Here is a 13,167-nt window from a genome sequence, read left to right on the forward strand (position 1 = left end):
CCCATCTCTCCCTACATCTTTTCAATTATTTTTTTAATTAAAGCTGTAAATTCAGCCTTAACCTTTTGTGCTGTTTCTATTACCTCTTCATGGTTTAAGGGCTGTGGCAGAATTCCGGCTGCCATGTTGGTTATGCAGGAGATTCCTAGAGCCTTCATTCCCCCATGAACAGCCACCATAACCTCTGGAACTGTAGACATTCCGACTGCATCTCCTCCCATGAATCTAGTCATTCTAATTTCTGCTGGAGTTTCATAGGTTGGGCCAGAGAAAAAGGTATAAACTCCCTTTTGTATCTTTAAACCCATTTCCTTAGCTGATTCTTCGGCAATAGCCATTAAATCTTTGTCATATGCACTGGACATATCAGTGAAGCGTTCTCCTAATACTTTGTAGTTTTTCCCCATTAAGGGATTATCAAAGGCAAAATTGATATGATCCTCAATAATCATGAGGTCTCCAGGAGTAAAATTGGTATTCACTCCACCGGCTGCATTGGTAACGATGATTTTGTCAATGGCCAAAGCCTTCATAACCCTTACTGGGAAGGTAACCTCCTCCATCTTATAGCCCTCATAATAGTGGAAACGTCCCTTCATAGCCAATACCTTTTTACCCATCAATTTACCGAAAACCAACTCCCCAGCATGGCCTTCAACTGTTGATTTTGGGAAAAAAGGAATGCCTTCATAGGGAATGATTTGTGGATCCTCAATTTCATCTGCCAAAACACCCAAGCCTGAGCCTAAAATTAAACCGATGTTTGGTGTATCCTCCATAATCCCCTTTAAATATTTAGATGCCTCTTGAATTTTTTCATATAAATTCATATATATCCCCCTTATTTTAATATTAAAGCTTTAAAGCTTTCCCCTTCTATGTCTGCTGGTATATTTAGGATTTCTGCGATGGTCTTTGCAATATCAGCGAAGGATCTTCTAATTCCAATATTAACACCTTCTTTTATGTTTTTTCCATAGATGACTATGGGAATATACTCTCTAGTATGGTCAGTGCCCTTGTAGGTTGGATCATTACCATGATCAGCTGTGAAAATGATGATATCATCCTCCTTTAAGGCTTCTAAAACCTCTGGAATTTTAGCATCCATCTCTTCTAAGGCCCTTTTATATCCCATTGCATCCCTTCTGTGGCCATATTTGGCATCAAAATCTACTAGATTTGTGAAGATAATCCCTTTATTATCTCTTTTTAGATACTCAATGGTTTGCTTAATCCCATCTAAATTATCCTTCGTATGGATGGCCTCGGTAATTCCCTTGCCATTAAAAATATCTTCAATTTTTCCGATTCCTATCACGTCAAGACCTAGTTTTTTTCCATAATCTAACAGGGTTTCTCCAAAGGGATCCAATGAATAATCCCTTCTATTGGCGGTTCTACTAAAGTCTCCCACCTCACCAATAAATGGTCTTGCTATAATCCTTGCAACAGCATGTTCACCCATCATAAGCCCTCTAGCAATCTCACACATTTTATAGAGTTCATCAAGGGGAATTATCTCTTCGTGGGCAGCGATTTGAAATACACTATCTGCCGAGGTATATACTATAGGATAACCGGTTTCTATATGTTTTTGTCCAAGCTCTGCGATAATTTCGGTTCCAGATGCTGCCTTATTTCCGAGAATTTTTCTACCGATTTTTTCTTCGAAGGCACTTATGATATCCTCTGGAAAACCGTCAGGGTAAGTTCTTAAAGGCTTTTTAACATGGAGGCCCACCAGCTCCCAATGGCCAACGGTAGTATCCTTTCCATTTGAAACCTCCATTGCCTTCCCATAAGCTCCTAGAGGATTATCTACAGCTGTAACACCTTTGATCCCTTCAATATTGCCAAGTCCTAACCCTTGAAGGTTTTCTAAATGAATACCCCCTGTAGCAGCACTGATATTTCCAAGGGTGTTAACCCCACAATCTCCAAAATTTTGTGCATCAGGTAAAGCTCCGATTCCCACACTATCCATAACAAAAATAACGACTCTATTAATCATAAAATCTCCTCCTTTATATAAAATCTACCTTGGTTATTATACCCCTTTAAGGTTTAAAAATATCAGATTTAAAAGGATTTCATCCATTGAAATATACAATAATATCTCTATCCTTTATCGAAACTAAAAGAACTTTCCTATTTAAAACAAAACAGGGACCTAGAAATTAGGCCCTTGGATGTGCTTTTTTATAAACATCTTTTAATTTATTCCTAGTATATTGCATATATATTTGAGTTGTTGAAATATCTGAATGCCCCAGCATTTCTTGTACAGACTTTAGATCTGCACCATTTTGAATTAAGTGAATTGCAAAGGAATGTCTTAAGGTATGGGGTGTAATTTGTTTGTTAATTTTCGCTTCCTTTGTATAGGCTTTAATAATCTTCCAGAAGCCCTGTCTTGTTAGCCTGTTACCTTGATAATTCAGAAATAAAGATTCTTCATAATCCTTTAGTATAAAGCTTCCCCTTGCTTCCTTTAAATAATGGTCTAGGACCTTTAATGCTATTGAGCCGATGGGTATAACCCTTTCCCTATTCCCCTTTAGGCATTTTATGTATCCCATCTCAATATTAATGTCCTGAAGATTAAGCTCTATTAATTCACTTACTCTGATGCCTGTGGCATATAGAAGCTCCAGCATGGCCTTGTCTCTAATTCCCTTTGGAGAACTCTCACTAGGTTGCTTTAATAGTAGGTCTATTTCCTCTAAGGTTAAGGTGGCGGGAAGCTTTTTTTCTGTTTTAGGACCTTCTAGGTTTAGGGTAGGATCCTTATCAATGACCTTATAAAGAAGTAAAAATTGATAAAAGCATCTAATAGATGCTAAATTTCTAGATATGGTAGTAGGTGCCTTTCCTAAATTTTGCATATGTATGATATATGAAATTATTGTTGTTTTACTTGTGCCCTTATAGGAGGTGATTTTATTATCTTGTAAATAATTACTAAATTGATAAATATCTCTCCTATAGGATTCTAAGGTATTATTGGAAAGCTGTTTATCCTCCTGAAGGTAGTTCGCAAATTTACTTAAAAGTTCTTCCATAGTCAAATCTCCCTTTTTCATTGCTTAATGATTAATTCAACAGACTAAGAAGAATTCCTGCAAGGAAATAGAAATTTTTAACCATCCTCAAACACCAATATAGTTTGCAATCAGTTTTATAAAGGATGGTACTATAAAGGATTCAATTAAAGAACCCATAATAACCATTAGTAAAATCACTAGATAAATGCTTGTATAGGTAAATATTAGCTTAGAAAGCTTAAAGGTTTTATTCTTCTTTATTTTAGCTTTTATAACGGTTATTCCAAATACTATGGAAGTAACTGCAGCTATAATAAAGGCTGGTACCAATAATAGATTCTGAGGAAAGATGCCTAAAATAAATAAAAGGACACCATAAAATTTGAACTCGTCAATGATTAACCCTACAGTAAAGCCAATAACAAAGCCTTTAAAGACTACAACTAGAAGGACTATTGGTATACCAATAATTACAAGACCCATAAGCCAAGAAAGTACCAATAACTGGATATTATTAAAAATCGATTCTTTAAAGATGTCCATACTTCTCAAACCAGTTTCATCCAACAACCTAAAGAATCCCTTTAAATAAGAAATTAACTCTTGTTTTTGATGAAGATCAACCACCTTTATGGTAAAGGCTCCAATGGAGATACCAATTAAAAGACAAAAAAATACGAAGAAATATATAAACAAATTTTCTTTAAGGTTCTTAATGAATAAATTTTTTAAGTTGTTGTACATTTCTTAACCCCCCTATTGGCTTTTGTTCTACTAACAACCATATGCCATTAAGTTGGGTTTTATGCCTTGTCCTTTTCTTCAAATAAATAGTGAATAACTATAGTTTTTGAAAAACTACAAGCTATTCACTATTAGAAGCATTTAAGGTTCTATCAGAATTTTTAAGCTTTAGGTCTTAATTTTCAACTTTCAATTTTAAATTTGTGCCTTGAGGTTTTCAACCCTTTATCCAAGTACCAAAGCCTTATAAAATAAAACAGCTAAGGTAGTTTTACTATCTCTAATCTCACCCTTTAAAATCTTATCAAGGGCCTCTTCTAGGGTTAAATAAATCACCTCAATGTATTCGTCCTCGTCGGGCTGAGCTGTCCCTTCCTGTAGATCCTCAGCAAGATAGATATGTATTACTTCATTAGAGAAGCCTGGGCTACTTAAAACAGCTGTAAGCTTTTTTAGTTTATTAGACTTAAAGCCAGTTTCTTCTTCAAGCTCTCTAGCAGCGGTAGTATCAGGTATCTCATCAGTCTCGATCCTGCCAGCAGGAATTTCAAGTAATTCATCCTCTATAGTTTTTCTAAATTGTTTAACGAATATTAATTTATCATCATTAGTTATAGCCAATATTCCAACTGCACCAGAATGCTCAACGATTTCTCTTTTAGAGTATTTACGATCTGGAAGCTCGACAGTGTCCACCCTTAGGTTAATAACCTTACCCTCATATATCTTTTCACTCTTCATTGTTTTTTCTTCACGTGTCATTTTTAAACCTCCCCTACAGAATTCCTAATTTATGAGCCCTTCCTTTTTTCTATGGCCAAAAGCCCACCGCCACAGCAAGCTAAAAAGAAGGTTGGGTCCTCTAATAAGCCTCTACCCATTGTATTCACCTGTAAATTATAATAAGCTAATATGTTTGAAAGCTCATTTGCCTTCACTTCTACAATATAATGTTTTTCATGAAGTTTCAAGCTTTTTATTTGTGACATTAGGTGAGATGCTTGTAATTCTGGTAATTTAGGTATGGGGATATAACATTTTGTTTTAGTAATACTACCGAATATTGTTTGACTATGGTGGCTAATTCCCCTATGCCTTGAGCGTTGATCTGCAAAACTGATTCGGGGTATTGCAATTGCTTTGCCTCCAAGGGTATTAATGGCATCAATCACTGCCCCCTGTTCTATACCAGAAAAACCATAGGGCGTTCCTGAGCCTACAATGCCTGGACCCATGGATGTTATGGCATAATCACAACCAAGGATGTTCTTTGCAGCTATTAAGCTATTATAAATATTAATACATTCTATATCTCCACCAAAGGCATGACCATAGGTGATGGTTTTATCAATTAAACCTTTATTCTGTAAAATTTTTACTGTATCACTAAAGGCAATTGGTAATGACCCAGCATCCGACATAATATATGCAATCTTAGCTTCAGGCTCATAGTACTTAATAGTAGCCGATATCGGCAATACCATACTATGTAATAGAGCTACAATCACAGGAAAACCATTTAAAGATTTGAAATCTAAAAATACTTGGTGATATGGGCTATCCTGCTCCTCAGCAGCACATACCTTAATCTGCATCGGTGTATACCTTAGCTTCATAATATGACCAGATCCAGTAATACTCTTTTCACCATTATTAAGATTATAGATTACAAAATGATATCCCCCAGTACCTAAGTTTAGATCAATGGCTGTGGTGTTTAATACCACCAAATCACCCTCTTGGATTTCACCGGTTAGATCATTATAATTAATAACCCTCTCTACAAAATCCTTATCCTTTAGCTTAACTTCTGCTATTGTTTTATCCAGATCTTTATGAATAATTGCTGTTATTCTGCCATGTTTTAATGAAAGCATTTTATCCTCCTAACCCTTGTCTCTACCCAATTCATCAAGATAGTTCAGCGTATTATTCCCATTAATAATTTTAGAAAAGGAGGTTTTTTCTGAAATTAAATGTAGGGCAATTAAAACAGTTGAAATGAAAAGCTTCATATAAAAAGAAAAGCTCAAAGCAAAAGCAATCCCTAGGTTAATCCCAAGAATATTTGACCCTACATCCCCCAGCATGCTTCTGGCCTTTAGATCATCCCGGATATAGATTATGGAAAATCCAACCAATATAAAAATCACGCTCCTAGAGGTTTGGTTTAATCCAAAGGGAATGGTTATAGTAGAAATCAGCAAAAAAACCTTTAAACATCTGCCGGGCCTTAAATCAAAAAGATTTAAAAGGTTTGTCATTAGGGTAATGATGATTGTATTAACCATCATATCTAAAAGGGAAAGATTGTTAAATAGTCCTATAATAATTGCAATTAACACCCCTGTAATGGCCTTTAGGCCTCCAGTTGTAAGCTTACCCTTCAATAAAGAGTTTAAATGCCCCTTTAAACCTCTACTACTATGGTTGCCTACGATATCATCAATAATACCAGAAAAACCCATAACAAAGGAACCAACTAAAAAGATTAAAAGCCCCTCCTTTGTATTGGGTTGAATAATCATCATCAGTATTGTATTTATCAATAAAACAGGTATTATAATAATACCCATACCAGCTGGAATTAATTTACCCTTGTAGTTTTCCTTTAGCACATTACCACCAGTAAGTAGGTCTTCAACTAAGGGTACAAACAAGAGACAGGTGATACAACTGGTAATGATCAATATATAAAGTGTCATTAGTTTTTCAACCCCTGCAGCTTTTTTCTAAAAATAACCTTTAAAATTTCAATAAATTGCTTTCCTCTATGTAAGAATCCATTAAAATCCCTACCGGTTTCACGATGATACATTTCTACCTCCACTTCCTCGATTAAATATCCCTTTTTAAGAATATCAAGGGTCATTCCGTATTCAATACCAAAGCCATAGTCTCCAATTTCGATATTCTCAAGGACCTTTTTCTTAAAGGCCCGTTGACCAGATAGGGTTGTTGAAAGGATTCTTCCAGTATGGAGAAGCACACCAAGATAAGCCAATCTCTTTACCATACCAAATCCCCCCTTTCTTTTAGCTGCAGGAAATTTAGCAATTGTAACATCCGCTTCTTTAGATACCAGTGGATTTATCAGCTTCTCCACCTCCTTACTGCTTTCTTTTAAATCAGCATCAAGAAGGGTTATAATATCAAACTTATTTAATGCATAGTGAATCCCTTCCTTTAGAGCCCTTCCCTTACCCGAATTTTTATCCAGACTTATTAAGGTTACCTCTTCAAACTTTGAAACTACTTCCCTTGTATGATCAAGGGAACCATCATCGACAACAATAATCTCATCTAAGAGTTCCATACCTAGGAGGGATTTTATCGTGGCTTCTATGGTATCCTCTTCGTTGTAGGCCGGAATTATAACTGATATTTTTTGATCCATCTTCCTCATTTTCAATTTTCTCCTCCTTTAAAAATACGAAGATATTTAAATCACTTAATTAGTGATTTCTTTATTACAAATATCAATTATCACCAATTGCCTTCATGGGAAACAGGTGGTCGGAAAAATCTTTTTCTCCAAAATTGCCATCTACACCACTGATCACATAAACTAATGAAACTTTACCGATGGAGGTATTCACATTATCTATGGTTGATATTTTAGCTTCTTTGTAATGGGGTATATAGGAGTAGCCTACATCATTGCTTTCTACCCCAACAACGGGTATTACATTTTTGTTAAATAAATCAATCAAGGGTAAATCTATCAGCTCAACATGATTTTTTTCTATGGTGGAGCTACCCCCTATGATAACCACAAAATGAATAGGTTCATCTGTAATTACTTCATTCTCCCCCCTATACTGGATAATATTGTGGCTTATTGCTTCCTCCAATACAGAATTCTTCTTCCCATAGGTAATTAGGTCAACAATGTCTTTATTTATTGCCTCTATTAGCTCTTTACTACTTTCGATTTTTAAGCTTAAAAAATCCGATAGTTTTTCGGATGTGAATTTCCCAAAGTCCTTACTATAGTTGACTTCTATGGGCACCACTCCTCCGCTTTCTTCAATAAAACTCTTTAAACCAATTGAATGTTCATATTCAGATGTGTTTATGATAGCAATATTTAAGCCCTTTAGTTTGCTGCTACTTAGTTCATATATAATATGATCTAATATCTGTATACTATGGTCCTTTTCCTCTAAAAGAAGATTAATTTGATTTAAAAAATCCTCCTTTTCGACGGCCATTTGGTTATAACGATTTTCGAAACTCTCTAACAATAGCTGCTGTTGCTTTAAATATAAATCCTGACCGTTCATATTGATTCCAATAAGAATTCCTGTACCCAAGGATATGAAAATAATAGCAATGGTTATGATGTAAAACCTTGTACTGATCATCTTTCTCACCTCTACATATCTAAAAAAAGTCTTATTCTCAAATGCAATACCCTTAGTAAGTATCTAATAGGCTTAGAGTTAAAAATGATTATTGTAATAGGAACTATGGAGGCTAAGCCAAGCCAAATCAAATATCTACTCCCTATTGTAGATTTATAAAGCTGATTTACTCCCTTAGCATCAACTAATTTTGTTCCGATTTTCATTCTAACCAACAATGTACTGGCCATACCAGCCCTTCCCTTTTCTAAGAAATCTACAATATTGGTATGGGTACCAACTGCTACTATTAATTCAGCCTTTTTCTCAAAGGCTAAGAGCATGGCTACATCCTCACTGGTGCCTGCTGAAGGAAATATCATTCCATCCCTTCTAAGCTTACTTACCCTTTCCATTCCAGGAGCTCTACCATCTGGATAGCCATGTACGATTACTTCCTTACTTTTTTGAATACATTCATCACTAACACTATCCATATCTCCTATGAGAATATCGGGGATATAACCATAATCCATAATCGCATCCCCACCACCGTCTACACCAATTAAAACAGGCTTTTCTTCTCTTATATAGGGTAAGATGGTTTCTAAATCCTCTTTATAATTCTTTCCCCTTACAACCACCAATACATGCTTCCCTTTAATCTGAGTTTTAAAGTTTGGGAGTTTCACATTTTTAAGTAGGAGATTTTTTTCTCTTGAGGCATAAAGGAGGGTATTATCAATAAATTTGTCTAACTCTAACTGTAGGTTTTTCTCTCCTTTAACCAATGATGATTTTATATCCTCTAAAGTATAGAGCTTCAACTTTGCTATAGGCCTTCCTTCATACCATAAAGTATTCTCACGGATTTCTATAGAAGCTCCATCCTTTAGATGACAAAATACATTACCCTCCACAACCTCATACATGGGAATTTTATAATTTAATAAGAGTTCTGGTCCTCTATTGGGATACTTACCACTAATAAAGGAATCACAGTTAATTACTCCCTTCACCTTATGATCTACTAAAGATTTAGCAGCTATTTCATCTAAATCCCGGTGATGAATAACAGCAATATCCATAGGATTTAATCGGCTTACCAGCTGCTTGGTTTTTTTATCTAATTTAACAGGTCCCTTTAGATTCATTGAGAAACCCCCTAGTAAAATGTTGCATGAGGAATGTTGAATGTTGAATTGATGTGAATTTGCTATTGCAAATCTTTTTTATCAAATACAATTAGTAATTTTTAAAAAATTTCATACCATAATTAAACATTTAACATTAAACATTAAACATTGATTCACATATAGTTTTTCCTGATTCTTAAATAAAATCCTTAAATTATGGCATTGCCCTTTTCATTTTAAATTTTTTCTCTTAAAATAAATGTAACGAATTTATTTAGGATGTGATTTTAAATGGGTGTGATCACTAATATTATTCAAAAAAAGGAAAACTCTGAGAATTACCAAATCTATATTGATAACCAATTTGCCATTGTCTGCAATATTGAAATCATCAAAAGAATGAAGCTCAAAGTAGGCAAAGCTTTTACCCTTGAAGAAATCGTGGAGTTAAAGCATCAGGATGATGTTAAGAAAGGCTATAATAAAGCCTTAGATTACCTGACTAGAAAAGCAAGAACTTCTGTAGAGATTGAAAATCACCTTAAGGACAGAGACTTTTGCGTAGAAGTAATTAAAGAAGTTTTAGAGAAGCTTAAATATTATCAATTTATTGATGACAAAAAATATATTGAAGCCTATATAAAGGATCAATGCTTCTATAATCTTAAAGGAAGAAAAAGAATTCAGCAAGAATTAATAGATAAGCAACTGGATAAAGAGCTGGTTTTAGAAAAAATTGGAGGAATATCCTCAACAGAAGAGTATGAAAATGCTTTAAAGATTGCTAAAAAAGCCTTTATTCAAAATATCAAAAAGCCTCTAAATCAAAATAAAGAAAAGATTGCAAATAAGCTTTACTCTAAGGGCTATAGTTGGGAAATCATTCATGATGTTATGAATAATCTAGAAGGCTCATCGGAGCTAATGGAGATGGTTGATGAAATGGAAGAAAATTATTTAGCCAATGCAATCAAAGAGGGTAAAAGCTATTATGAAAAATACTCAAAAAAAGCAGATAATGAATATATTCTTAAGAGTAAGGTTACAGCCGCCCTATACAAAAAGGGCTTTGACAATAGTTTGATTCAAAAAGCAATAAATGAAATATTACAGAAATGAATAAAAAAAAATAGAGTTTACATAATTAAATTATGTAAACTCTATTTTGTAGGAGTGAATGTTGCTTATAAACGATTTTATAAAAACTGTTTATATTAACTTATTCTACCCTCCAGCTCATAATCCTTCTTTTATACTTCAAAATATTTTTAACAATTAATTTTTAAAAGCAATCTTATACTTTGGTATCTTATTAATTCTTCATTCTTAATTCTCTATTATTTATCCTACTTGCTTTTCTAATCTTAATTTATCCGATACCATTGCAATAAATTCTGAATTTGTAGGCTTACCCTTTTCTGTGTTAATGGTATAGCCAAAAAGATTATTAATGGTGTCAACCTTGCCTCTGCTCCAAGCTACTTCTATGGCATGTCGGATTGCCCTTTCTACTCTACTTGCAGTTGTATTGTATTTTTTAGCAATTGATGGATACAACTCTTTAGTAACAGCACTTAAAAGCTCAACATTCGTAACAACCATCGTAATGGCTTCACGTAGATAAAGATAACCTTTTATGTGGGCTGGAACACCTATTTCGTGAATAATATTGGTGATTTCTGCTTCTAAACTTTTATTATTAGTAACTAGCGATTTTGTTTGGGTATAACTATGCCTTCTCTTTTCTACGGATGCTCCGGAACCCTTAACCATTTGTCTAATTCTTTCAATAAATACTTCAAAGTCAAAGGGTTTAATAACATAATAATCTGCTCCTAAGGCTATAGCCCTTTGGGTTATCTTGTCTTGCCCTACTGCTGACAATATAATGATTTTAGGAAAATGTTCTAACTTTGTATTATTAAGCTTTTCTAGTACTCCAAGACCATCAAGATGTGGCATAATAATATCTAAAACTACGATATCAGGTAGCTTCTCTGATATTTGCTCTACAGCTTCTATTCCATCCTTAGCAATACCAACAACTTGAATATCCTGCTGTCTTTCTAGATACTCACTTAGAATATCACAAAAATCCTCATTGTCGTCAGCAATTAATACATTAATTTTCTCGTTTTTCACCATACAACCCCCCTGATTCAACTTTTATTACTTTTCAATTTACAAATTCGACAAATGATTTTTTTCTCCTCCCCCTTTGGAAAAAATATCAAAGATTTTCGTGTGGCAATTTCTCTGTTAATTTACAAGTTTTCTACATTTATATTAAAATTCCTATTGGTATTTGTCGAATATTCCCGATTCTTCCACCATCCATTGAATAAATATCCCATAACCCTTTGTAGGATCATTTACCAAGACGTGGGTTACAGCGCCTACGATTTTATCCTCCTGTATGATAGGACTACCACTCATCCCTTGAACAATCCCTCCAGTAACCTCTAAAAGCCTTTTATCGGTTACCTTTATGACCATACTTTTAATACTGGCCTTCGCCTGTGAGTTTACTTTAACAATCTCAATACTATATTCTTCAATTTTATTATCATCTAAGGTTGTTAAAATGGTTGCAGGTCCTTCCTTTATTTCGTGCTGAAAAGCCATTTCCAATGGTCCATCATCTACTTTTTCTAAGAATTCTTTTTCTACTTCACCATATATACCATGGGCAGTGTTATGTTGAAGCTTCCCTATTGGTAAATCAACATCATAAAACAGCCCCCGGATTTCTCCAGGACTTCCCTTTTTCCCTTGTTGAATGGATACAACCTTTGATCTGATGATATCACCATCCTTTACTGATAAAATAGATCCAGTCTCAATATCGGTGATGGCATGACCTAAAGCACCAAACTTTTTTGTTTCCTCATGAAAAAAGGTTAGCGTTCCTACCCCTGCAGTTTTATCTCTAACCCATAGACCTAATTTATAAGATTCATCTTCTCCCGATTTAACAGGCGTTATTTCTGTATTAAATCTCTTACCATCTCTTAAAAGGGTAAGGCTTATGGTCTTTCCTTTGCCTTCTTGTAACAGCTCAATAATGTGATACTTATTATTAATTGGTTTTCCATCTATTTCTAATAGAGAATCCCCAATTCTGATACCTCCTACTTCAGCTAAATTGTGTTTTTTTCCTTCAATATCGGTTATTTCTGCTACACCCACTATTAAAACCCCTTCTGTATTTAATCTAACTCCAATTGAATGGCCACCTGGCTGTAAAAAGATCTTAGGTACAACATTCACCTTTAAGGTTTTATAGGGTATAAAACCCAAAATATGATATTTTAACTCAATGCTCCCCTTTTCCAATGACGTAAGCTTAATTTGATCATTAATATTAGCTAAGCTTAAAAGGCTTTTATTAAGTTTATCAATTTCTATAATAGTACTCTTCTCATCCTTAACACCCTTATAGGCAATTGACATTGGAAACTGTGTATCAATTATATACTCTTCACCTTGCCTAATGTTATATTCACCTGGAATGCTTCCACTAATCTCAAAAACAAATACATACATTAAAAGAAATAGTAAAAAACCAAATATTACTCGTGTTAACTTCATTATATGGCTTTTTTTCTTCATAAGCTTCACTCTCCTTAAACCTTAAAAAGAAAAAGGTTTTGGTTATGTTAACTATATTTAATTTGGCTTTTTTAGAGAGTGATTATGATATATAAAAAATTATAAAGATGTAAGGATCCTCCTTTTTTGCCTAAATTTAAAATAACAAAAGCATTTCATGCGTTAATAATTATGGTTAAAATACCTTTGTTTTCCAGAGAACCCATGCGTTCTCTAGGACACTTCGTTTTCGGTCGTCTCACCGTCTCGACGCCGTTCGTAGCATAGTGTCACTTATTCGTG

Annotated in this window: 13 protein-coding genes; 1 reads left to right on the forward strand and 12 read right to left on the reverse strand. The window is 34.3% G+C overall.

Features of this window, described 5'->3' with window-relative positions:
- Positions 1-11: 11 nt before the first annotated feature.
- The 10 genes from F8153_RS12275 to steA all read right to left on the reverse strand — a co-directional run bounded on the left by F8153_RS12275 (position 12) and on the right by steA (position 9,291).
- Positions 12-830, reverse strand: coding sequence for a purine-nucleoside phosphorylase (locus F8153_RS12275; RefSeq protein WP_151866655.1), 819 nt, complete (start codon positions 828-830; stop codon positions 12-14).
- An 11-nt stretch (positions 831-841) separates the two neighbouring features.
- Entirely contained in the window at positions 842-2,014 is a 1,173-nt protein-coding gene (locus tag F8153_RS12280; protein WP_330577784.1) for a phosphopentomutase, read from the reverse strand.
- A 166-nt stretch (positions 2,015-2,180) separates the two neighbouring features.
- Complete coding sequence (gene xerD, locus F8153_RS12285) at positions 2,181-3,065, reverse strand: site-specific tyrosine recombinase XerD (RefSeq protein ID WP_151866656.1); 885 nt, start codon at positions 3,063-3,065, stop codon at positions 2,181-2,183.
- A gap of 87 nt (positions 3,066-3,152) precedes the next feature.
- Positions 3,153-3,791 (reverse strand): stage II sporulation protein M, encoded by a 639-nt coding sequence (spoIIM, locus tag F8153_RS12290; protein ID WP_151866657.1) that lies wholly within the window; start codon positions 3,789-3,791, stop codon positions 3,153-3,155.
- Positions 3,792-4,016: 225 nt separating this feature from the next.
- A complete protein-coding gene (locus F8153_RS12295; protein ID WP_151866658.1) occupies positions 4,017-4,553 on the reverse strand; it encodes an NUDIX hydrolase in 537 nt (178 codons plus the stop codon).
- A gap of 29 nt (positions 4,554-4,582) precedes the next feature.
- Positions 4,583-5,668 carry a DUF3866 family protein gene (locus F8153_RS12300; RefSeq protein WP_151866659.1) on the reverse strand — a complete coding sequence of 362 codons (1,086 nt, stop codon included), beginning with the start codon at positions 5,666-5,668 and terminating at the stop codon, positions 4,583-4,585.
- 9 nt (positions 5,669-5,677) lie between these two features.
- The gene (locus tag F8153_RS12305; protein WP_151866660.1) at positions 5,678-6,496 is read right to left on the reverse strand and encodes a glycosyltransferase; all 819 of its coding nucleotides are present in this window, start codon (positions 6,494-6,496) and stop codon (positions 5,678-5,680) included.
- On the reverse strand, positions 6,496-7,197 hold the full coding sequence (locus tag F8153_RS12310) for a glycosyltransferase family 2 protein (protein ID WP_330577786.1): 702 nt from the start codon (positions 7,195-7,197) through the stop codon (positions 6,496-6,498). Before F8153_RS12310 ends, F8153_RS12305 begins: the two co-directional genes overlap by 1 nt.
- 73 nt (positions 7,198-7,270) lie before the next feature.
- Positions 7,271-8,158 carry a copper transporter gene (locus F8153_RS12315; protein WP_151866661.1) on the reverse strand — a complete coding sequence of 296 codons (888 nt, stop codon included), beginning with the start codon at positions 8,156-8,158 and terminating at the stop codon, positions 7,271-7,273.
- 11 nt (positions 8,159-8,169) lie between these two features.
- Positions 8,170-9,291, reverse strand: a complete 1,122-nt coding sequence (gene steA, locus F8153_RS12320) for a putative cytokinetic ring protein SteA (RefSeq protein WP_151866662.1) — start codon at positions 9,289-9,291, stop codon at positions 8,170-8,172.
- 273 nt (positions 9,292-9,564) lie between these two features.
- On the opposite strand from steA, the gene F8153_RS12325 reads away from it, so the two are divergent.
- Positions 9,565-10,392, forward strand: coding sequence for a RecX family transcriptional regulator (locus F8153_RS12325; RefSeq protein WP_151866663.1), 828 nt, complete (start codon positions 9,565-9,567; stop codon positions 10,390-10,392).
- Positions 10,393-10,614: 222 nt separating this feature from the next.
- On the opposite strand, the gene spo0A is transcribed toward F8153_RS12325, so the two are convergent.
- The gene (spo0A, locus tag F8153_RS12330; RefSeq protein ID WP_330577785.1) at positions 10,615-11,418 is read right to left on the reverse strand and encodes a sporulation transcription factor Spo0A; all 804 of its coding nucleotides are present in this window, start codon (positions 11,416-11,418) and stop codon (positions 10,615-10,617) included.
- A gap of 150 nt (positions 11,419-11,568) precedes the next feature.
- Complete coding sequence (spoIVB, locus tag F8153_RS12335; RefSeq protein ID WP_243136967.1) at positions 11,569-12,885, reverse strand: SpoIVB peptidase; 1,317 nt, start codon at positions 12,883-12,885, stop codon at positions 11,569-11,571.
- Between the last annotated feature and the right edge of the window lie 282 nt (positions 12,886-13,167).

Origin of the sequence: Alkaliphilus serpentinus, assembly GCF_009017255.1 — a bacterium.
In the GTDB taxonomy this organism is placed as follows: domain Bacteria; phylum Bacillota; class Clostridia; order Peptostreptococcales; family Natronincolaceae; genus Alkaliphilus_D; species Alkaliphilus_D serpentinus.

Excerpts from the sequence above, each read along its gene's own strand:
- F8153_RS12275 (WP_151866655.1), bottom strand. The coding sequence starts at position 830 with ATGAATTTATATGAAAAAATTCAAGAGGCATCTAAATATTTAAAGGGG.
- F8153_RS12280 (WP_330577784.1), bottom strand. The coding sequence starts at position 2,014 with ATGATTAATAGAGTCGTTATTTTTGTTATGGATAGTGTGGGAATCGGA.
- xerD (WP_151866656.1), bottom strand. The coding sequence starts at position 3,065 with ATGGAAGAACTTTTAAGTAAATTTGCGAACTACCTTCAGGAGGATAAA.
- spoIIM (WP_151866657.1), bottom strand. The coding sequence starts at position 3,791 with ATGTACAACAACTTAAAAAATTTATTCATTAAGAACCTTAAAGAAAAT.
- F8153_RS12295 (WP_151866658.1), bottom strand. The coding sequence starts at position 4,553 with ATGACACGTGAAGAAAAAACAATGAAGAGTGAAAAGATATATGAGGGT.
- F8153_RS12300 (WP_151866659.1), bottom strand. The coding sequence starts at position 5,668 with ATGCTTTCATTAAAACATGGCAGAATAACAGCAATTATTCATAAAGAT.
- F8153_RS12305 (WP_151866660.1), bottom strand. The coding sequence starts at position 6,496 with ATGACACTTTATATATTGATCATTACCAGTTGTATCACCTGTCTCTTG.
- F8153_RS12310 (WP_330577786.1), bottom strand. The coding sequence starts at position 7,197 with ATGAGGAAGATGGATCAAAAAATATCAGTTATAATTCCGGCCTACAAC.
- F8153_RS12315 (WP_151866661.1), bottom strand. The coding sequence starts at position 8,158 with ATGATCAGTACAAGGTTTTACATCATAACCATTGCTATTATTTTCATA.
- steA (WP_151866662.1), bottom strand. The coding sequence starts at position 9,291 with ATGAATCTAAAGGGACCTGTTAAATTAGATAAAAAAACCAAGCAGCTG.
- F8153_RS12325 (WP_151866663.1), top strand. The coding sequence starts at position 9,565 with ATGGGTGTGATCACTAATATTATTCAAAAAAAGGAAAACTCTGAGAAT.
- spo0A (WP_330577785.1), bottom strand. The coding sequence starts at position 11,418 with ATGGTGAAAAACGAGAAAATTAATGTATTAATTGCTGACGACAATGAG.
- spoIVB (WP_243136967.1), bottom strand. The coding sequence starts at position 12,885 with ATGAAGAAAAAAAGCCATATAATGAAGTTAACACGAGTAATATTTGGT.